A 22,462-nucleotide genomic window follows, 5' to 3' on the forward strand; every position below is an offset into this window, starting at 1 on the left:
GGGCTCACCTCTTACCTTTCCGAACAGAGAAGTTAAGCCCGTTAGCGCCGATGGTACTGCACCCGTGGGAGAGTAGGTCGTCGCCTTTTTTGCCTGCCAGGCGGCAGGTTTGCAAGCCCCCAGCATTATTTTGCTGGGGGCTTTTTGTTTTTATGCACTTCACCTTTTATGGCGCATATATTATTTTACTCGTAAAATGACCTCAGTTAACTTGTTCTAAGTGTGGTTATGGTTAATACTTCTATATTCTTTAATAATATACAATACCATTGTGCTGTGTTTTAGTATGAGCTATGGGGTATCGTTAAGTCTAGTCTTCAACTTCCTAAGAGTTAGGTTTTTGCTTTCTTGTTAATACTTAAAGATGTAATCGATTGAAAAAATGCAATTAATTCACAATACTTTCTGTTTAACAAGGTATTTGATTGTGTTATATTCCTAGCAATTTCGGTTATACCAAGTTCTTCGTTGCTTATCTAATAAGTATTGGGTTCTAATTAGGGTGTATCGTTAAAAATTTATTGGTTTTTTTGTAAATATGATAATTAATTTCTACATTAGTGTAATCGATTACAAAATTGTCTGTTGTTTTATCGAGTTACTGGATAGGTGTTTAACTGATTGAAGCTAAACCACCCAAATCGTAATAAATGGAATGCAAGTAACCAACTATAATCATTTAATACATACCTAATGGTTAAAAAACTACTTTCCCTATTAGTGTTGTTGCTATTATCAACCCAAGTCAGTTATTCTCAAGAAGCCTTAATCGATTTTAACTTTCAAACTGCCGAAATGCCCGAAGGTATTACATCGGATGGAGCCATTTCAACTGGAGGTCCAGTTAACAATTGTACAGAATGTTCTGAAGGGCGTCTTGTAGTAAGTACTGGAGGTTATTTGCAGGCCGATGTGTCTAGTTGCGGAGTGTTTTTGGTTAAAATGAAATCTTCCGGGAGCACACCAAGGACTGTTACCGTAAAGTACCAACATTTGGGTTCGGAAGATTATATAATTGCAGGAGATGTTTCTGTGGCACAGTCGGGAACTGGAGTCTACATACTAACAGATCTTTTTCCTGAACTTCAAACTCCGGGATCTACTTCTATTCGTTTGGAAAATGCTCCAAGTGGTGGGCAGGTGCATATTCATGATTTGTTTATAGAATCCAGTGCCGATTTATTTTCAGAAGCTGACATTCTCACGTTTAGCTTACCAGGTCAAATTGGAGAGGAAGTAATAGATACAGATGCCAATACTGTTAGTGTATCGGTTCCTATTGGAATGGATTTGACTTCAGTTGTCCCTGAATTGATAGAAATATCTCCTTCAGCAACTATTTCACCTTCGGTGGACACAGCAAGAGATTTTTCAATAGGAAATAATGTTAATTATACAGTAATGTCACAAGATGGTAATACCATTAAAGATTGGTTGGTAAGTGTTTCCGAAGTGGTGTCTAGTGAAAAAGACATTACCGCTTTCACATTGGTCGAAAATCAAATTGGGGAGGCTATTATTGACAATGAATTGGGGACAATTCAAGTTACCGTACCCCAGTCCGTGGATGTTACTAATCTTGTTCCAACCACGTTGACAATTTCGCCCTTTGCGGGCATAACACCTTCTTCAGATACCCCTCGTGATTATTCAAGTCCAGTTGAATATATCGTGACGGCTCAAGACAACAGCACAAAAACTTGGACGATTACTGTAGTGGAAGAATTGTCTTTTTACAGTTTGGACGTGTCAGTTACAGGAATTGGAAATGTGACTTTAAGTCCGGAAGGCGGTATTTATGAAGAAGGAACGGTGGTAACCCTTACTGCGGAGCCTATTTGGGATGCTACCTTTACTGGATGGGCCGGAGACTTAAGCGGCAATGAAATGGTAGAAACCCTTACTATGGATGGTTCCAAAAGTGTGACGGCTACTTTTTCAGCAGATGTGGAATTGGATTTTGAGATTCCTGTGGGATTTGCTTCCGTTGATACAGGTACGGAATATCAAAATTACGATTTCAGTTTTAATGGTCCTGTAAGTGGTGGTCAAGGAGCAGCGGATACTCTTTGGGTGAATGGTCCTGACGATTTTGACATGCTGGCTTGGCATTTATACTATAGAAATAGGGCCTACAAAGGACTTTCGGGAACCAATGGCGTTACCGCAACGCCAGAAGTCATTGTTTTTACAGAAGGGGTTTACGATGAAGGAACTTCCGATTCTTCGGCTTGGGGGAATCATATGCTAACGATTCAAGAACAAGGAGATTTAACTATTATTGGTGAACAAAACGTGGTTTTAAAGTTTGGACTAAACATTAAGCGTTCTTGGAATGTGTTGATTCGCAACCTGACGTTTTATGATTATTATGATGATGGGATCAATATTGGAGAGCCAGAAACCCACCACATATGGGTAGACCACTGTACAGTTGGACATCCTGATACAAGACCAGAAGATCAAGATCATCCTGATGGCGGTATTGACGTTAAGGGAGGAGCAAGTTATATAACCTTATCTTGGAATATTTTGAGAAATAGTTGGAAGACCAATCTTATTGGGCATTCCGATAGCAATGGATCGGAAGATTTGGGGAAATTGAAAGTGACCCTTTATGCCAACCATTATTTCAATAGTAATTCTAGAAACCCTAGAGTGCGTTTTGGAGAGGTACACGTGTTGAACAATTTGGTGGAAGGGATTACGCTTTACGGTATAGCGGCTTCCAATCAATCGCAAGTGTATGCCGAAAATAATTTCTACCTCAATACCCGATGGCCAATGTATGCCGATAGGTCGGTTTCCGATTTCCAAGCGGTTTATGGGGTGAATACTGATAATACCTTTACCTCAAAAACGGGAAATTACACTGCAACTGCATTAAAACAAATAGGGAATGCCTATGACGATAGTGAACTGCCTGTGATTACCTCGCAAATCAATCCAGAGATGTTGAATCCAGGAGGTCGCTCGATAAAATTTGATGAGTTGAATCCTGAAGGAATTTTTGAACCCTCTTCCTATTATGACTATGAAGCATTTCCCGCCGATGTTGTTGAAGAATTGATTCCTCTTTATGCTGGAGCCGATGTCATTGATTTCTTTCAAACGGAGTCTCTTGGTGTATTGGATTTAAAGGAACAGCCGTTTAAGCTGTATCCAAATCCGGTGGAGGATTATTTGGTGTTGCTGCACACTTCGGCTCAAAAACATGGGACTGTAGAAGTTTACAATTTATCAGGTGTTGTGGTGCTGTCTTTAAAAGTAGAGGAAATGAGTACGCTTACACGTTTGGATCTTACTGAATTGGCCAATGGATTTTACGTGATACAATATAAAGATGCTCAAAAGCAGCAGCAATTCAGAATTGTTAAAGGATAATTTATAAACGTATAGATATTGAATAAAGCCCTGAATAGTTTAAAGAGTTGGTAATTTTTGAGAAAGAGAAAGGTTCTCTTTTGACGGATTATATATTTAATTTTAAAACTAACATTATGAAAAAACAATTACTTAAACTTGTATTGATTGCCATTCCTATTGTAGGATTGATGTCATTTAAGAGCTCCCCAATGTTTTTTGATGCTGGCTGGGTTATTTATCAAGCTGATGTACTGCCAGATGTGTTTGACCCTCCTTTTCAAGAATCAAGTGCAGGAACTAGTTTTACCAATGCCATTGTGGTCGACCCTGACGATGCAACGAATAATTTATTGGAAATGGAATGTCCGGGAACATCATTTTACTGGCGGATGAATTTTGCCAATAATGATGTTACTGTAGACAACTTAACGGTGGTCATGAGGGTGAAAGGGAATCCCAATTATGATGTGCCTATGGATATAGATATGCACTATAATGACGTGAGAACCCGTATATCATTCGACAAAGATTATAACGAATTATCTAATGTAGCACGCGTTAGAAATGGGGAAGGGGAAACAACCGAATTAGGTGTTGATTTGGATGAGTGGCATATCTATCGTTTTACCATGACGGCAGAGCAAGCCATGCTTTATATAGATGAAAGTGACACCCCTGTTATGACAGTTATTCCGCAATCGTCCGAAAGCGGAAACAGTCACTTCCGTTTTGGTGATGGTTCTTCAACAGAAAATGAGTTTGGAGCCTCCGTTGACTGGGTGGTGTGGGATAGTTCTGGAGCATATTCCCCTTCAGAGTTGGCCTTGCCAGAGGCTGTCTTGAGCGTAGATTCGTTTACAGCTAATAGTGCTTGGGTAGGTCCGGTACCTACGAAGGATATGTTATATGTGAACCATCCAAATGCAAGCGGTGATTCTCAAATTAAGGTATTTAACCTTTCTGGAAAATTGGTGAAATCTATCGAAACCCAAGGAAATTTGGAGAGAACTGAAATAGATATGAGCCAATTGGCCGCAGGTTTGTATATTGTGAATTATAAAAACGGAAACCAAGAACAGCAGTTCAAGGTCCTGAAAGAATAATTTCAATTTGGTGAAATAGAAGCAAGAGTTTATCTCAATAAAAAAGTCCAACCAATCGGTTGGACTTTTTCTGTATGTATTGTTTAGATTAGTCTCTCAAGACCCCTCTGGAAATTACAATTTTTTGGATTTCTGAAGTCCCTTCATAGATCTGGGTGATTTTAGCATCACGCATCAAACGCTCGACATGGTATTCTTTTACAAATCCATTGCCGCCGTGAATTTGAACAGCCTCAACAGTTTGTTCCATGGCCACTTTTGAAGCGTATAATTTTGCCATGGCACTAGACATATCATAGTTATTGCCTTGATCCTTGTCCCAAGCAGCTTTGAACACCAACATACGGGCAGCCTCAATTTCGGTTGCCATATCGGCCAATTTAAAAGCAATAGCTTGGTGGTTGCAAATTTCAGTTCCAAAGGCTTTTCTTTCTTTGGAATATTTCAAGGCCAATTCATACGCTCCTGATGCAATCCCTAAAGCTTGGGAAGCAATCCCGATACGTCCACCAGATAAGGTTTTCATAGCAAACTTGAATCCGAAACCATCTTCACCAATTCTGTTTTCTTTTGGAACTTTTACATCGTTAAACTGAAGCGTGTGCGTGTCACTTCCTCTAATACCCAACTTGTCTTCTTTAGGACCAATGTGGAAACCTTCCATGCCTTTTTCAACAATAAAGGCGTTGATTCCTCGGTGTCCCTTTTCACGATCTGTTTGGGCAATTACCAAATACACATCGGCGCGGCCACCATTGGTAATCCAGTTTTTGGTACCGTTCAATAAGTAGTAGTCGCCTTTATCAATAGCAGTAGTAGATTGAGACGTTGCATCACTACCAGCTTCAGGCTCGCTTAAACAAAATGCTCCAAGATTTTCTCCTGTTGCCAATTTGGTAAGGTATTTTTCTTTTTGGGCTTCGGAACCATAGGCTTCAAGGCCATAGCATACCAAAGAATTGTTTACTGATACCATTACAGAGGCAGAAGCATCAATTTTAGACAATTCTTCCATAATTAATACATATGAAATGGCATCCATACCGCTTCCTCCATATTTAGGATCTACCATAATTCCTAAAAATCCTAGGTCTCCCATTTTTTTGACCAACTCATCAGGGAATTCCTGTTTGTTGTCACGTTCTATCACGCCCGGAAGCAATTCTGTTTGAGCAAAATCACGGGCAGCATCGCGAATCATTAGATGTTCTTCGGTAAGCTTAAAATCTATCATGAAAAATAAATTGTTGAATTATTAAAAAATGTGAGCAAATATAGTATTTTGCTACGATTTTTTCAATAAGGGGAATTATTTTTACACATATGATAAAAGACACCTTTAAAATTATAGGAGTAATGTCCGGAACTTCATTGGATGGCGTTGACCTGGTTTGGGCAAGCTTTCATTTTGACCAAAAATGGATGTATAAGATCCATCAGGCTGAAACAGTTGCATATTCTGTGGAGTGGGAAACTAAATTGAAGCGTTTGGTGGACTTTTCCAAAGCGGAGTTGGCACAAATAGACCAAGATTATACCCAATATTTGGTTGGATTAATAGGTCAATTTATCTCCAAACATCAAATAGCTTCTTTGGATGCGGTGTGCTCTCATGGGCATACAGCCTTGCACCAACCAAGTGAGGGGGTGACTTATCAAATAGGAAACTTGCCTATCATTTCACAATTGTTGCAACAGAAGGTAGTATGTGATTTTCGAGTTCAGGATGTGGAATTGGGAGGCCAAGGGGCGCCATTGGTGCCTATTGGCGATGCCCTGTTGTTTTCGGAGTATGACTTTTGTCTTAATTTAGGAGGTTTCGCCAATATTTCAACAGATATTGAAGGAAGCAGAATTGCCTATGATATATGTCCTGTAAATATTGTGTTGAACCATTATGTAAGACAATTAGGCTTCGATTTTGATGATCAGGGTAAAATAGCCCGTTCGGGAAATCTGGATGAAGGGCTTTTGGAACAATTGAACTCTCTTGAGTTTTACCAAAAAGGTTTTCCAAAATCTCTTGGATTGGAATGGGTGGAAACTTCCATTCTTCCATTGATAGATGCAGCTCAACTTCAGTTAAAGGATGTTCTTCGAACGTTTACAGAACATGCCGCCATTCAAATTGCAAAAGAGTTTACTTCAAAAACCAACGGAACTGTTCTAACCACGGGAGGGGGAGCCTATAATTCATTTTTAATAGAAAGAATTCAATCAAAAACTGAAGTAAAAATAATCATTCCAAATCCTGCGATTATCGAGTATAAAGAAGCTCTCATATTTGGATTTTTGGGAGTTCTAAAATTGGAAAATCAGCCCAACTGTCTAGCCAGTGTAACGGGCGCCAGACATGACCATAGCTCAGGTCAAGTGTATTATCCGTAAAATAATTTTAAAATTGATATTTAAGGATTTTTAGTTTTTTATATTTGTTGCGCAAGAAAAATGACGAGAATTTGTATCATTTTTAAAGGAAGCCTTAATGATACAAATTATATACAATACAGATTAATAGCATTACATGAAAGATTTACTTCAAAAGTACGAAGCAAAAGAACCAGAAATAATATTTAATTGGAAAGACCCAGAAACAGAAGCCGAAGGCTGGACAGTGATCAACTCCCTAAGAGGAGGCGCTGCTGGTGGGGGAACTAGAATGAGAAAAGGATTAGACATGAACGAAGTGTTATCACTTGCCAAAACCATGGAAGTGAAATTCACCGTGTCCGGACCGGCCATTGGAGGAGCCAAGTCGGGGATTAATTTCGACCCTCAGGATCCTAGAAAAAAAGGCGTTTTGGAACGTTGGTACAAAGCCGTTTCTCCACTTTTGAAAAGTTATTATGGAACGGGAGGAGATTTAAATGTTGATGAAATTCACGAGGTAATTCCAATTACCGAAGAAAGTGGGGTTTGGCATCCTCAAGAAGGGGTTTTTGAAGGACATTTCAAGCCAACCATTGCAGATAAAATCAACCGTATTGGTCAATTGAGACACGGAGTAATCAAGGTTATTGAGAATCCTGTGTTTTCGCCAGATGTAAGAAGAAAATATACTGTGGCCGATATGATTACGGGATACGGTGTGGCTGAAGCTGTAAAACATTTTTATGAAATTAAGAATGAGTCTGTGGTAGGAAAACGTGCCGTAGTACAAGGTTTTGGAAACGTTGGTGCTGCCGCGGCTTTCTATTTGTCTCAAATGGGAGCCAAAGTAGTTGGGATTATTGATGTTGTAGGAGGTTTGATTAAGGAGGAAGGATTTTCGTTTGAGGAAATCACAGAATTATATCTTAATAAGAAAGGAAACAATCTCGCTGCCGAAAAACTAATTCCTTTTGAAGAAATGAATGAACGAGTTTGGGGCTTGAAAACTGAAATCTTTACACCATGTGCTGCATCACGATTGGTGACCAAAGGGCAAATTGATCAAATGATTGATAATGGATTGGAAGTGATTTCCTGTGGGGCCAATGTACCTTTTGCCGATAAAGAAATTTTCTTTGGACCAATTATGGAGTATACCGATAGCAAAGTGAGCTTGATTCCTGACTTTATTTCCAACTGCGGAATGGCTAGGGTATTTGCTTATTTTATGGAGCAACGTGTGCAAATGACTGATGATGCCATTTTTAGCGATACTTCTAATATTATTAAGGAGGCTATTAAAAACGTACATAGTAAAAACGATACAAAAACTGGTATAAGTGCCACTGCTTTTGAAATTGCATTGAGCCAACTTATATAAATTTAATTTATGGAAACTATAATAGTATTAGTATTTGTAGTGGGCTATTTGGCCATTACTTTGGAACATAATTTAAAAATTGACAAGTTAATTCCAGCTTTAGTCATGATGGCTATTAGTTGGGCCTTGATTGCTTTGGGGATAGATGCATTCCCTCAGTGGTTTGATTCAGCCAATCATACCCTAATGGAAAACTTCGGTTTACTCGGGCATGAAGAAAAAATGCATTTGATGGAGGAGACCCTGCTTCACCATTTGGGGAAAACTGCCGAGATTTTGGTTTTCCTTTTAGGAGCTATGACTATTGTAGAGATTATTGATTATTTTGATGGATTCTCTACTATCAAAGGGTTTATTAAGACAAAAAACAAGAAAACCATGCTTTGGATTTTTTCCTTATTGGCATTTTTCTTGTCTGCAATTATAGATAACTTAACGGCAACCATTGTACTAATTTCTATTTTGCAGAAATTGATTCAGGATAGAAACACGCGTATCTGGTTTGCTGGTTTAATTATTATTGCCGCCAATGCAGGAGGAGCTTGGTCGCCTATTGGAGATGTAACTACCACGATGTTGTGGATTGGTAAAAAAGTTTCGGCAGGACATTTATTTGCCTATCTGTTTGTGCCTTCATTATTATGTATGTTGGTACCTACATTTATTGCATCGTTTTTGCCAGCTTTCAAAGGGAAAATTGAAAATGAAGAATCTGATGACGAAGGACCAAAGTCTAAGTTTAGCGCTACCATGTTTTATTTGGGATTAGGAGGAATTGTATCTGTACCAATTTTTAAGCAGGTAACACATTTACCACCTTATGTTGGAATGATGTTGGCCTTGGGTGTTGTGGCTATTTTTGCAGAAATTTACAGCAATACTAAGTTTACTTTAATGGATTCAGGATCGGATGATGAGGCATTCCAAGGGCATCATAGTCCAGTACACCATTCTTTGTCAAGAATTGAAATGCCTAGTATTTTATTCTTCTTAGGAATTTTATTGGCTGTTGCAGCAATGGAATCTTTAGGAATTTTATTCGGGTTTGCTCAATCTTTACAAGATACCATGCCTATGTTAGGTACCGAATTACATCATGAAGGTGTTTCAGATTTGGTAGTTATGCTTATGGGAGTAGGCTCTGCGGTTATTGACAATGTACCATTGGTAGCTGCGAGTTTAGGAATGTTCTCAGAGCCTTTGGACAATGAGTTGTGGCACTTTATAGCCTACTCAGCCGGAACCGGTGGTAGTATGTTAATTATAGGGTCTGCAGCTGGAGTTGTGGCCATGGGAATGGAAAAAATTGACTTTTTCTGGTACTTGAAAAAGATTGCTTGGTTGGCACTTATAGGATTTTTGGTTGGAGCCGCAGCCTTTATGGTCACTAGAACTTTTATCTAAAATATACTTTCGTAGCAAAACGAACGTTAAAACAATAATTAGAACTAATACTCAAAACTTATAACCATGATGTTATCTTTTAACCTACAAGAAGGTGCAGAATTACTTACTGAAGAACAACCAGTAGAGAAAACACTTTCTATTATTGAATTAATAGGGAGTGGCGGACTTGCTGGACAAGTTATAATTGCTGTTCTGTTTATTTTGTTAATTATGGCCGTCTACATTTATTTTGAACGCCTCTTTGCCATTAAGGATGCCTCCAAAATAGATGCCAATTTCATGAATCAAATTAAGGACCATGTAAGCAATGGTAAAATAGATTCGGCGCAAATGTTATGTGCTCAAGTAAATACTCCAGTATCTAGATTGATCAATAAAGGGATTACTCGTATAGGAAAACCTTTGGAAGATATCAACACAGCTATTGAAAGTGCTGGTAGATTGGAAGTATATGGTTTGGAGAAAAATGTAAGTGTTTTGGCCACAATATCCGGTGCAGCCCCAATGATCGGATTCCTTGGTACAGTAATTGGTATGATTTTATCCATATTCGAAATCGCCAATTCAGGAGGTCAAATTGATATTAAATTATTGGCGGATGGATTGTACACGGCCATGACTACTACAGTTGCTGGATTAATTGTAGGTATTGTTGGATACATTGCTTATAACCATTTAGTGGTAAAAACCGATAAGGTTGTATACCAAATGGAAGCAAATTCTTTAGAGTTCTTAGATCACTTAAATGAGCCTATCTAATGAATTTAAGAGGAAGAAATAAAGTCACGCCAGAATTCAATATGTCGTCCATGACGGATATTGTATTTCTGTTATTGATCTTTTTCATGTTGGCATCTACTCTGGTAACCACAAATGCCATTGACATTTTATTACCTAAGGCCAGTGGAAAAACCGAAAACAAAAAATCGGTAGCGGTTAGCATTACAAAAGATTTAAGATATTATATAGACCAAAAATTGGTAGGAGAAAGTGTGTTGGAAAACCAATTGGTTTCCGCTCTTGCTGGACAGGACAAACCAACGGTTGTATTGCGTGCGGAGAAATCTGTACCGGTAGACAATGTGGTTAAGGTTATGGACATTGCGAATAGAAACAAGTTCAAGGTTATTTTAGCAGTAAAACCGAATAATTAATATGAAATATTTTGAGACCAAATATGAGCGCAACTCGGCCAAGATTACCGCATTGATTATGGTGATCTTGATATTGTTGTTATTTGTAGTTGGTCATAAATATTTGGATCCCCCAGAAGAATACGGGGTAGCTGTAAATTTTGGGAATTCTGCTGTGGGTAGTGGTGATGTACAACCAACAAAACCTTTGGCGCCCCCTACGGAAACTGTTGAAACACCGGTAGAAGAGGTAAAGCCAGAAGAAACTGTGCAACCGCAACCAAAGGAAGTAGTAGAAACAGCTTCCAAAGCTGAAGATGTGCTTACAGAGGAAAGTGCCGAAGCTATTGCCGTCAAGAAGAAAAAGGAAGCTGATGCGAAAGCCAAAGCTGAAGCTGAACGCGTAGAGCGTGAAAAGCGTGAAGCAGCTGAGAAAAAACGTTTGGAGGAGGAGAAGAAAAAGCAGGAAGAGGCTAAAAAGAAACAAGCCCTTGATGCGTTGATTGGAGGTGTCAGCAATTCCAAAGGTACCGAAACCGGAGGCGAAGGTCCAGATGGAAAACCTGGAGATAAAGGCCAATTAGATGGTGATCCTTATGCACCAAGTTATTTTGGAGGTAGTGGTCCTGGTAAAGGAGGCGTTGGCTATGGTCTTGGAGGACGTGGAAGACCAAGTAAGGAAATATTCAAGCAAGATTGTAACGAATACGGATTGGTAGTTGTACGTATAGAAGTAGATAGAAGTGGTAATGTCGTTGCCGCCGAACCTGGTATTAGAGGTACAACAAATACACACCCTTGCTTATTGGAACCTGCTAAAAAAATTGCCCTATCCCATAAATGGCCAGCAGACCCCAAAGCACCTGCCAGACAGGTAGGATTTGTAAGCATTAATTTTGATGTAACCCAGTAGAGATATGAATTATCAGGAAACTGTAAACTGGATGTTTAAGCAGTTACCTATGTATCAAAATTTAGGTACATCTGCCTATAAGAAGGATTTGAGCAACACTTTGTTGCTGGCTTCAGAGCTACATCATCCGGAAAATCATTTTAAAAGCATACACGTGGCTGGTACCAATGGAAAAGGGTCTACCAGCCACATGTTGGCTTCTATACTTCAAGAAGCGGGGTATAAAGTGGGGCTTTATACATCACCACATTTAAAAGATTTTAGAGAGCGTATCAAAATCAATGGTGGAGAGATTTCGGAGGATTTCGTTGTTGATTTTATAGATAAGCATCTAGACTTTTTTCAAAACCATCACCTGTCATTTTTTGAAATGACGGTTGGTATGGCATTCGATTATTTTGCCAAATCCAAAGTGGATATTGCGATAGTGGAGGTTGGCTTAGGAGGTAGGCTTGATTCTACCAATATTATCACGCCTTTGGTTTCGGTGATAACAAATATTGGTTTGGACCATACGCAATTTTTAGGCGATAACTTATCCGCTATAGCCAAAGAAAAGGCTGGTATTATTAAAGCAAGTGTACCTGTAGTGATTGGCGAAACCCAGGAGGAAACCCAAACAGTTTTTCAAGAAAAGGCTAGGGAAGAGGGAGCTGAGATTTATTTTGCAGATCAGGAAATAAGCGCTGTTTATGAATCTGATTTAAAAGGCTTGTATCAACAAAAGAACATCAAAACCGTATTACAAGCTATTAAATTGTTGCCCGAGGAAGAGTTTATTATTTCAAATGAAGCTATTCAGTCAGGTTTAAATAAGGTGACTGTGAATACGGGATTGAAAGGACGTTGGCAGATTCTTGGGGAAAACCCAAAAATTGTTTGTGATACAGCGCACAATAAAGAAGGGCTTAAATATATCGTCGAGCAATTGGCCAATGAAGTTTATGAACAGCTTCATATAGTTTTTGGAGTAGTTAATGATAAATCTTTGGGACCAATTTTGGGATTAATGCCTAAAAATGCCACTTATTATTTTTGCAAACCGGACATGCCTCGAGGATTGGATTCTGATGAGTTAAAAAATTTATTCGAGGAGAATGGCTTTCAAGGAACGTCTTATTCTAGTGTAAATGAGGCGTTAAAAGAAGCTAGGAAAAGTGCAGGAAAAAATGACTTGATTTATGTTGGTGGAAGCACTTTTGTGGTGGCCGAAATAATTTAAAAAATATTTCAAAAAAGCTTTTGAGATATGGAAAACTAGACTATATTTGCAGTCCAATTAGGAAGGGCGCGTAGCTCAGTTGGTTCAGAGCACTTGGTTTACACCCAAGGGGTCAGGGGTTCGAATCCCTTCGCGCCCACAAAAAAAGCTTCTCAGATCGAGAAGCTTTTCTTATTTATGGAGGGTCTTATGTTTATTGAAATTAACAAAATCTAGTTTTTTCGGGGTTTTAAAATTTTTTAAAAAAATGTTTTGAGATTTGAAAAACTAGACTATATTTGCACCCTCAACAAGCAAGGGCGCGTAGCTCAGTTGGTTCAGAGCACTTGGTTTACACCCAAGGGGTCAGGGGTTCGAATCCCTTCGCGCCCACAAAAAAAAGCTTCTCAATTTGAGAAGCTTTTTTTATTTAAACTAGTTCCAGAATCCGTTCCAGAGCCATTCCTCGAGACCCCTTTATCAAGATAAATTCATTCTCAATTGAAATCCCTGACAAATGGTTTTTCAAGTCTTCAAATAATTCAAATTTTAAGGTGTTTTTGCTATTGGACATGGTATTGTTGAAATGCTTTCCAATAATATAAACAGAGCCATTGAAATGCGTTTCTAGATAGTTTAAAATAGCCTGATGTTCTTCGGCAGAAGTGCTTCCCAATTCAAACATATCACCTAGGAATACTGTTTTGTGCTGCTCTGTGGTGTACTGAATAAAATTCTCCAAAGCAGCCTTCATGCTAGTAGGATTGGCATTGTAGGCATCCAATATAATCTTGTTGGTTCCTTTCTCAATTAACTGTGATCGATTGTTACTTGGAATATAGGTTTCAATACCCTTTTTTATGTTGGTTGTTGAAATTTTAAAGTAGGATCCAATTGCTATGGCACTACAAATATTGTTGAAATTGTAAATACCGGTAAGATTGGATTTGATCTGAGTATTATCATAATGTACGATGACTTCGGATTGGGCATTGACCAATCCTATATTAACATCCACATTAGTTCCTTCTCCAAAAGTGCAAATAGGGGAGTAGGAGCCTATTTGTTTTAATTGGGTTGCATCGTTTGCATTAATGAAAACTGTTTTGTTGTGTGCTTTTAAATATTCGTATAACTCAGATTTAGCAGTAATCACCCCTTCCAAACTACCGAAACCTTCCAAATGTGCTTTGCCAAAATTGGTAATCAAACCATAATCAGGTTGAGCGATAGAGCATAGGAAGGCTATTTCTTTGTGGTGATTTGCACCCATTTCAACAATACCTATTTCTGTTTCTGAAGTCATTTCCAAAAGTGTTAGGGGAACACCAATATGGTTGTTTAGATTACCTTTTGTTGCGGAAGTTTTAAACTGCGTTGAAAGCAACCCATTTATCAGCTCCTTCGTTGTTGTTTTGCCATTGCTTCCGGTTAAGGCAATGATTGGAAGTTTTAATTTAGTACGATGGTAAGAGGCCAATTCTTGTAAGGCTGTTAAAACATCATCTACCAATAGCATTTGTTTATTGGTAGCATATTCCTTCTCATCAATTACAGCATATTTTGCACCATTTTCAATAGCTTGTTGAGCAAAAGTGTTGCCATTGAAATTGTCGCCTTTCAGGGCAAAGAAAATGGCGTTGGATGTCACTTTTCGAGTGTCGGTTGTTACGGAGGCACACTGCGAAAAAGCACTATATAATTGTTCTATATTCATGAATTAAAAGTAATAAAAAAGTCCTAACAGTAATGTTAGGACTTTTTAGATTTTTAACTAAGATATGATTAGTTCTTTGTTTTGTTTTTCATTTTAGATTTAGATCCAACTCTAGACATTGCACATCTGAATCCGATGTAATCTGTAGCCATATCCTGAGGGAAATATCTACGTTGTGCAGGGTCTAACCAGTAGTCTCTATCTTTCCAAGATCCACCTTTGTAAACTCTTACGTTATCGTTGATCAAAGAAGTTCTAGCGTTAGACTTGTCGTATTCTTTAATTAAAGCTCCAGCAGAGTCTCTTTCGATGTGGTGCATTGGAGAGTTGTACATCTTTCTAGTAGAGGATACGTCTTCTCCTTCTTCACTCTCGTCGAAGTTGTCTTGGTAGTAACGAGATGATCTAACATCACCGTCTCTAAAGTTTCTGTTGTCAGAAGTGTCAAAGTTTGTTCTCAAGTAAGTTTCGTTGTCATCTACAGGAACCTGTAAGATTTCACCTGGAAGGTTTCTTGCAACGATTTTACCATTACTTAAAGTGTCATAAACAATTTCGTCAGGAGTCACAATCTTTACAGTTCCGTCTTCTCCGATAGCGTTTTTAGTATAAACGTTTCCACGGTAGTAGTTGAAATCGTTGAATTCATCATCAACAATAGGTCTATAAACGTCAGCTACCCATTCTGCAACGTTACCAGCCATGTCGTATAAACCGTAATCGTTAGGAGCGTAAGACATTACTTTGGCAGTGATATCTGCACCATCATCAGACCATCCAGCGATTCCACCGTAATCTCCTTTTCCTTGCTTGAAGTTAGCTAACTGGTCTCCTCTTGATTTTCTCTTTCCAGATCTAGTGTAAGCACCAGTCCAAGGATATTTCTTTCTTCCTCTATAAACGTTGTAGCTTCTCAATTCGCTCATACCTAAAGCTGCATATTCCCACTCAGCTTCAGATGGTAGACGGTATTTTGGAGAGATAACCCCAGTTTCTCTGCTTGCGTAAACATTGATTTCGTTTCCTTCAGCATCAGTCATTGGCTTAAGGTTCCCGCCTCTCAATACTTCTTCGTTTCCTCCAAAAGTTTGTGTTGGAGCGTTGATATAAGTATCGGTGTTAAAGTTGCTATCTGCAGATGCATCTGTTAAGTGAGAATCTCTCTTAAGGTAACCTGCATCTTGTAAGTACATTTCGTTAACACGGTCTGTTCTCCAATTTGCAAATTCTACAGCTTGAATCCAGCTAACTCCTACAACAGGATATTCTCCATAACCTGGGTGACGAAGGTAGTTTTCTGTCATCATTTCACTGTAACCTAAACGGTTTCTCCATACTAAAGTGTCAGGAAGAGCTCCTTCGTAAATTAACTTAAAGTTTGGATCGTCTGGTGGGTACACTCTTTTGATCCAATCTAAATACTCTAAGTACATCATGTTGGTTACTTCCGTTTCATCCATGTAGAAAGACTGAACGTGTTGTTGATTTGGAGCATTGTTCCAATCGTGCATCACATCGTCTTGTACTTTACCCATGGTAAAAGTTCCTCCTTCAATGAAAACTAATCCAGGAGCAGTTTCTTGTTCTTTAAAGCTTGTGTTGTATTGGAAACCTCCTTCTCTGTCATTAATCGTCCAGCCGGTGGCTCTCGAATTATTCTTCGACGAGGAAGATTTGTTACAACTAAACAATGCTAAAGATAACGTTAGGGCTAACAGTATCCTTAGATTTAAAACGTGTTTCATATCCATACTTTTAAGTAAGCTAAATTAATTTTTAGAGACGCAATATAGTAATTAACGGCAAATTAACAACCTTTTTTTTGAAAATTTACCGATAAAAGCTGTATTTCATCCTTTTTTTTGAGCATTACATCGGATTTTTTACGGTTTATCGATGTATTTTGTCTTTAAATAACGGTGGGCTAATTTAATTATTGTTGTAATTTTGAAGAAAAATATAAGGCCTAATACTATATAAGTCATACAGTCGTTAATTGATTATGAAAAAAAGTTTACACATTCTTGTTCTTTTAATAACATTTTTCGGGTTTTCCCAACAACAGCAATTTCAAATTAATTGGGAAGGGGAGAAAGTTTTTGAGACTTCCATTTCAAAAATGACATTACCAGCTTTTAATGCTTCCAATTATGTATACGATGAAGAGAGAGGTCTTTTGTTTTTTGCTGCTTTGGAAAACGTTTCGAGGATTGATGAGAGTTCAATTACATTATCCAATATAAGTTTTAGTACGATTTCCAAAGCCGATTTAAAGGATTTGCCTCTTAATAGTATTCCAAAAGAACCTAGAGTAAAAGCTTATAATACTAACGCTCGTGGTGTGTTGGGAGTGAAAGTAGAAGTAAGTCCTATCATTGAAGAGCAAGGCGTATATAAACGAATCAACAGTTTTAGTGTACAGTATAGTTTAGGTAACTCTGCATCTAGAAATGGTCTGAGCACTATGGATGTTCCTGAAATTGTGAATTCTGTTTTGGCAAATGGAGATTGGTATAAATTTTATGTGGATAAAACTGGAGTGTTCAAATTAACGAGGAGCTTTTTAAACGAATTAGGGGCAAATACCAATGTAGATCCAAGGACTATAAAAATATTTGGAAATGGAGGCGCTATGTTGCCTATGGCCAATGATGTGGATTATCCTTTTGATTTAACTGAAAATGCAATACAGTTTGTTGGAGAAGAAGATGGTGTTTTTGATAGTAGTGACTATATATTAATGTATGCTGAAGGACCAACAGGGTACAATGATGAGAGCGAAACAAATATCAATGCGTATACCGATAAGGCTTATTATTATGTCAATATAAGTAGCGGAGAAGGAAAAAGAATTCAACCCCTTTCTCAACCAGAAGCAGAAGCAGATTTAATTATTGACACTTTTCAAGATTATCAATTTCACGAAGTAGATGATTACAATTTGGCAAAAATTGGTAGACGTTGGTTCGGAGATCGTTTTGGCATAGAAAATCAAAAGGAGTTTATGTTTAGCTTTCCAAATCTAGTGACTTCAGAGCAGGCTAAGGTAAGAGTGTATACCGCAGCGGTTTCTGAAGTGCAGACGTCCATGACGGTAAAACTAAATGGTAATCCCTTGACCAACTTTAATTACGCAGCCATTAATAGTCCTAATTATGCTAGTGGCGGGAATTATGATGGAAATGTTGCGTTGAGTTCGTCTGAATTGGTTTTTGATTTAATATACAGCAATAATGGCAACCCTTCATCCTACGGTTATCTAGATTTTATTTCGGTAGAGGCCACTAGGGAGTTAAGGTTCGAAGGAGTGCAATTACGCTTCAAAAACAATAGTGTAGCTAATGTTGGTGGCGTGGTTGAGTATCATTTGTCAAACAGTAGTGCTGTTTCTCAAATTTGGGATATCACCAATAAATATGAAGTTGCAAGTTTGGAAAACGAAGAAAGTAGTTCCGAGTTTAGTTTTAAGGCTCAAGCAGGAGCATCTCGAACGTACTTAGCTGTAGCGACTTCCGATTATTACCAGCCTTTAAGAGAGAGCAATACTTCTGTTGCTAATCAGAACATTAAAGGAACTATTTTTAAAAATAGCCAAGGTGAGTTTGAAGATGTAGATTATATAATTGTTGCTCCTAATGTTTTTGCCTCGCAGGCTGAGCGTTTGGCCCAAATTAACAGAGACCAATATGGTCTGGTTGTAAAAGTGGTTACTTTAAATGAACTTTATACGGAATTCAGCTCAGGGAATCAGGACATAAGTGCCATTCGCAATTTAATGAGATATGTCTACCACAATGCCAGTGTTCCAGAAAACCGGGTAAAATACCTGTGTCTTTTTGGAGATGGTTCTTATGATTACAAGGATCGATTGTCAGGAAACACTAATATGGTGCCATCTTGGCTATCTAAGAGAAGTTTTGATTTGAGAGATTCTTATATATCTGATGATTTTTATGGGATGATGGATGTTAATGAAGGAGATATGACTAATTCCAACTTGTTGGATATAGCAGTGGGAAGAATTTTGGCTGAGGATTTACAGAGAGCTACTGAAATGGTAGATAAAATAGATACTTACCACAAATCTAGTTCTTACGGAAGTTGGCGTAATAATTTTGTCCTTATAGCGGATGATGTAGATGTAGCTTGGGAAAATGAGCTTCAGGATACATCTAACTCCATTGGGGATATGGCCACGAGCGAACACCCATCCATTAACGTGGTGAAAATCTTTTGCGATGCATATCAACAAGAAGCCTCTGCTGGAGGAAACACATATCCGCAGGCGGAAGAAGCGATTATAAAGTCAATTGAAGCAGGAGCTTTGGTAGTGAATTATTTTGGTCATGGGGGAGAAGATGGTTTGTCGAAAGAACGTATTTTCTCAAAAGCAGATTCCCAGGAGTTGCAAAACACTTGTAAATATAACTGTTTTGTAACCGTTACTTGTGAATACACCAAGTTTGATGATCCACATCGACCTACTGCAGGAGAGTATACTTATTGGAATAAGGAAGGAGGGGCCATTGCTTTAATTACAACTACGAGGCAAATTTATATGAGTGTTGCTGTTCCATTTAACAATCAACTAGGAGACTATCTTTTTGAGTTTGGTGGCAATCCACATGTGTCTATAGCAGAAGCCTTGAGGCAAACTAAAAACGCGGCATCAGTTTCTGGCTATGCCCAAAAGTTTATGGTGTTCTGTATTGGTGATCCAGCTTTAAAATTGGCTATGCCAAGACCAGATATTCGTTTGACCAAAATTAATGATGTGCCTTTGGGAGGGGATACCGATGTCTTACAAGCTTTGGGTAGAGTGAAACTTTCGGGAGAAGTTATGGATGAACTTGGAAACCCAATGACCAGTTATAATGGAGTGCTGACAGCTACAGTTTTTGATAAAAATATCCAAAGACAGACCTTGGGTAATGATGGCACTACTGATAGCAATGGTGTCATCAAAATGGATTTTGAGACTCTAGGAGAAATCCTTTTTAAGGGACAGGCAACCGTGACAAATGGTCAATTTGATTTTGAATTTGTGGTTCCTAGGGATATTGGTATTCCTGTAGGGAATGGAAAAGTGAGTTTCTATGCTAAGACAGAAAATCCTTTGCAGGATCAAGCGGGGGCCAGTTTTGATATTCAAGTAGGAGGTATCAATGAAAATGCAGAGGAAGATAATATTGGACCGGTTATTAATCTATATATGAACGACACTAATTTTGTATCAGGCGGTATTACCAATGAATCCCCAACATTTTTGGCGAAGTTACAGGATGATAATGGAATTAATACAGCTAGTGGAATTGGGCATGATATTGTAGCTATAATTGATGGCGATGAAACAAATCCTATTGTGTTAAATGATTACTATACAGCCAATATTGACGACTACCAAAATGGAGAAGTGTCTTATCCATTTCGTAACTTAGAGGCAGGTTTACACACTTTAACACTTAAGGCGTGGGATGTGTATAATAATTCTGCGACTTCAGAGTTACAGTTTGTGGTGCATGATAAGGACCAGGAATTGGTGATTAACAATGTGTTGAATTACCCAAATCCATTTGTGGATTACACCGAATTTTGGTTTAACCACAATAGTTCAGACAATTTGGACGTTTCTATACAAATATTTACTGTTTCAGGTAAATTGGTGAGAACACTTAATGGTCAAACGAATGCCGATGGAGGATGTTGCAATGAAGGAGCTTCATCATTATCAAGAAGTATCACTTGGGATGGAAGGGACGATTTTGGAGAAAAAATAGGCAAGGGTGTTTATGTCTATAAACTAAAAGTAAGATCAAACTTATTAAATAAGCAGGTTGAGAAAATCCAAAAGCTTGTGATACTCTAATAAACAATTATATTTGCGAGTGCTTGTTAGCACCAATACAGAAGAATTTTAACTAATAACATGAAAAAATACTTTTTAATACTTATCACATTAACTGCTTTCAATGTTTCAAGAGCTCAAACCAATACGGTTGTAATCCCTGATCAAAACGATTCTAGAGTTATTACAACAGGAGTGCCGTTTTTATTGATTGCATCAGATGCGCGCGCTGGAGCCTTGGGAGACATGGGAGTGGCAACTGGAGTAGATACTTATTCTCAGCAATGGAACCCTTCAAAATATGCATTCTCAGAAACCAAATCTGGTTTTGGGGTTAGTTATACGCCGTATTTAAGTAAGTTGGTAAATGACATTTTTTTGGGAAATATTACTTACTTCAATAGAATTAACGAAAACAGTGCCTTTGGAGCTAGTTTTAAATATTTCAGTTTAGGTGAAATAGAATTGGTACAGGATGAATTTTCTCAGGCTTTGATAGAGAAACCAAATGAATTGACTTTGGATGTATCCTACTCACTTAGATTGGCAGACCAATTTTCTATGGCGGTAGCAATGCGTTATTTACGTTCAGATTTAAGAATTCAAGCAGTTGATGCCAATGCTTCTTCCGCCAGTTCGATAGGGGTGGATATTGCTGGGTATTATCAATCGGAAGAAACGGCTTATAACGATTTTAATGGTCGTTGGAGAGGAGGTTTTGCTATTCAAAACATTGGACCAACCATTAAATACGATGATGCAGGAAGGGAAAACTTTATTCCTACCACCTTACGTTTGGGAGGTGGATTCGATTTTATTTTTGATGACTATAACAAATTGTCCCTTACCGGGGAGGTTACAAAGTTATTGGTGCCAACACCTCCAATTAGAGGAAATGAGTATGAATATATAGACAATAATGGAAATGGTGAGTATGATGATGGAGATGACGAATTGGTTGGTTATCCCAACAGTCCTGTTAATAGCGATATTATAGTGGATGGAAAGGATGACGATGTAAGTTTCTTTAAAGGTATGTTCCAATCCTTTGGTGACGCTCCAGGTGGTTTTAAGGAAGAAATGCAGGAGATAACTTGGGCCCTAGGTGCCGAGTACCGTTATCAAGAAGCTTTTGCTTTTAGAGCCGGGTATTTCCACGAAAGTGAGGAAAAAGGAGCCCGTCAGTTTTTTGCTTTAGGGGCGGGGTTTAAATACTCAATGGTAAACATAGATATGTCTTACTTGTTTTCGGCGTCAAAAGTACAAAGTCCATTGGAAGGGACATTGCGTTTCTCATTATCGTTTAATTTTGGAGATGGCGAGTACATGGAATATTAATAGTTTTCCAATTAATAAATCAAAAAGCACTATTCTTTTGAATGGTGCTTTTTTGTTTTGAAGAGCAGTCCATTCATAATTCTAAAGGGGGGAAAGTTAATTAGTGAGGATATTTTTTTACCTTTAAGAGATAACTCACAATATGAAAGAGGTTAAAATTGAGACCGTTTTTCAGGTTTATAAAACTATTTCTGAAACGCCTGAAGATATTCAGAAGCTTATGATAAGAGCCGTTGAGGCTAGACAAAAAGCATATGCACCATATTCCAAATTTCATGTAGGTGTAGCACTTCTGCTTGACAATAATGAGGTGGTTTCAGGGAGTAACCAAGAAAATGCCTCCTATCCATCGGGGCTTTGTGCCGAAAGGACGGCCATCTATTACGCCGGAGCACAATACCCAAAAGCCCGAATTTTAAAAATGGCGATAACTGCTGCCTCTCAATTAAAAACAACCTCAGAACCTATTCCTCCCTGTGGCGCCTGTAGGCAAGCAATTGCAGAATATGAACTTCGGCAAAAATCCCCAATCGAAATATATTTTATGGGTGAGAAAGGGAAAGTTGTAAAATCAGAATCTTTATCAAACCTGTTGCCTCTTATATTTGACAGCTCTCAGCTATAACGTTTTCGGTAAATTTTTGTGAAATACGGTTTTTTCATTAATAAGTAATGTAGTATTTTTGTT

15 protein-coding genes, 2 tRNA genes and 1 rRNA gene are annotated in these 22,462 nt (G+C 38.2%); 15 read left to right on the forward strand and 3 right to left on the reverse strand.

What is annotated here, in order from left to right:
• From rrf to ZA05_RS10600, 3 genes are all read left to right on the forward strand, one after another.
• Positions 1-89 (forward strand): 5S ribosomal RNA (rrf, locus tag ZA05_RS10590); the annotation flags it as partial.
• 604 nt (positions 90-693) lie between these two features.
• Positions 694-3,384 carry a T9SS type A sorting domain-containing protein gene (locus ZA05_RS10595; protein WP_053991675.1) on the forward strand — a complete coding sequence of 897 codons (2,691 nt, stop codon included), beginning with the start codon at positions 694-696 and terminating at the stop codon, positions 3,382-3,384.
• A 116-nt stretch (positions 3,385-3,500) separates the two neighbouring features.
• Positions 3,501-4,469, forward strand: coding sequence for a T9SS type A sorting domain-containing protein (locus ZA05_RS10600; RefSeq protein WP_157514687.1), 969 nt, complete (start codon positions 3,501-3,503; stop codon positions 4,467-4,469).
• 88 nt (positions 4,470-4,557) lie between these two features.
• On the opposite strand, the gene ZA05_RS10605 is transcribed toward ZA05_RS10600, so the two are convergent.
• On the reverse strand, positions 4,558-5,700 hold the full coding sequence (locus tag ZA05_RS10605; protein WP_053991866.1) for an acyl-CoA dehydrogenase: 1,143 nt from the start codon (positions 5,698-5,700) through the stop codon (positions 4,558-4,560).
• Positions 5,701-5,792: 92 nt separating this feature from the next.
• On the opposite strand from ZA05_RS10605, the gene ZA05_RS10610 reads away from it, so the two are divergent.
• The 9 genes from ZA05_RS10610 (at position 5,793) to ZA05_RS10650 (ending at position 13,267) form a co-directional block, all read left to right on the forward strand.
• Positions 5,793-6,857 (forward strand): anhydro-N-acetylmuramic acid kinase, encoded by a 1,065-nt coding sequence (locus ZA05_RS10610; RefSeq protein WP_053991677.1) that lies wholly within the window; start codon positions 5,793-5,795, stop codon positions 6,855-6,857.
• 136 nt (positions 6,858-6,993) lie between these two features.
• A complete protein-coding gene (locus ZA05_RS10615) occupies positions 6,994-8,220 on the forward strand; it encodes a Glu/Leu/Phe/Val dehydrogenase dimerization domain-containing protein (RefSeq protein ID WP_053991678.1) in 1,227 nt (408 codons plus the stop codon).
• Positions 8,221-8,229: 9 nt separating this feature from the next.
• Entirely contained in the window at positions 8,230-9,624 is a 1,395-nt protein-coding gene (gene nhaD / locus ZA05_RS10620; RefSeq protein WP_053991679.1) for a sodium:proton antiporter NhaD, read from the forward strand.
• Between the two features lie 69 nt (positions 9,625-9,693).
• Entirely contained in the window at positions 9,694-10,386 is a 693-nt protein-coding gene (locus ZA05_RS10625; RefSeq protein ID WP_053991867.1) for a MotA/TolQ/ExbB proton channel family protein, read from the forward strand.
• Positions 10,386-10,781, forward strand: a complete 396-nt coding sequence (locus tag ZA05_RS10630) for a biopolymer transporter ExbD (protein ID WP_053991680.1) — start codon at positions 10,386-10,388, stop codon at positions 10,779-10,781. The genes ZA05_RS10625 and ZA05_RS10630 overlap by 1 nt, the downstream gene beginning before the upstream one ends.
• Before the next feature lies 1 nt (position 10,782).
• Entirely contained in the window at positions 10,783-11,673 is an 891-nt protein-coding gene (locus ZA05_RS10635) for a hypothetical protein (protein WP_053991681.1), read from the forward strand.
• Positions 11,674-11,677: 4 nt separating this feature from the next.
• The gene (locus ZA05_RS10640) at positions 11,678-12,895 is read left to right on the forward strand and encodes a folylpolyglutamate synthase/dihydrofolate synthase family protein (RefSeq protein ID WP_053991682.1); all 1,218 of its coding nucleotides are present in this window, start codon (positions 11,678-11,680) and stop codon (positions 12,893-12,895) included.
• A 64-nt stretch (positions 12,896-12,959) separates the two neighbouring features.
• Positions 12,960-13,034: transfer RNA gene (locus ZA05_RS10645), tRNA-Val, on the forward strand.
• A gap of 158 nt (positions 13,035-13,192) precedes the next feature.
• Positions 13,193-13,267, forward strand: a tRNA-Val gene (locus tag ZA05_RS10650).
• Positions 13,268-13,304: 37 nt separating this feature from the next.
• Here the strand turns inward: ZA05_RS10650 and murF are convergent.
• On the reverse strand, positions 13,305-14,591 hold the full coding sequence (gene murF, locus ZA05_RS10655) for a UDP-N-acetylmuramoyl-tripeptide--D-alanyl-D-alanine ligase (RefSeq protein ID WP_053991683.1): 1,287 nt from the start codon (positions 14,589-14,591) through the stop codon (positions 13,305-13,307).
• Between the two features lie 68 nt (positions 14,592-14,659).
• Positions 14,660-16,342 (reverse strand): gliding motility lipoprotein GldJ, encoded by a 1,683-nt coding sequence (gene gldJ, locus ZA05_RS10660; RefSeq protein WP_197276085.1) that lies wholly within the window; start codon positions 16,340-16,342, stop codon positions 14,660-14,662.
• A 368-nt stretch (positions 16,343-16,710) separates the two neighbouring features.
• Here gldJ and porU point away from each other — a divergent pair, with 368 nt between their 5' ends.
• From porU to cdd, 3 genes are all read left to right on the forward strand, one after another.
• The gene (gene porU, locus ZA05_RS10665) at positions 16,711-20,457 is read left to right on the forward strand and encodes a type IX secretion system sortase PorU (protein ID WP_369793857.1); all 3,747 of its coding nucleotides are present in this window, start codon (positions 16,711-16,713) and stop codon (positions 20,455-20,457) included.
• 60 nt (positions 20,458-20,517) lie between these two features.
• On the forward strand, positions 20,518-21,774 hold the full coding sequence (porV, locus tag ZA05_RS10670; RefSeq protein WP_053991685.1) for a type IX secretion system outer membrane channel protein PorV: 1,257 nt from the start codon (positions 20,518-20,520) through the stop codon (positions 21,772-21,774).
• Between the two features lie 142 nt (positions 21,775-21,916).
• Positions 21,917-22,399: a cytidine deaminase gene (cdd, locus tag ZA05_RS10675; RefSeq protein ID WP_053991686.1), complete on the forward strand. Its 483-nt coding sequence runs from the start codon at positions 21,917-21,919 to the stop codon at positions 22,397-22,399.
• Positions 22,400-22,462: the final 63 nt, after the last annotated feature.

This window comes from Mangrovimonas sp. TPBH4, assembly GCF_001280505.1.
In the GTDB taxonomy this organism is placed as follows: domain Bacteria; phylum Bacteroidota; class Bacteroidia; order Flavobacteriales; family Flavobacteriaceae; genus Mangrovimonas_A.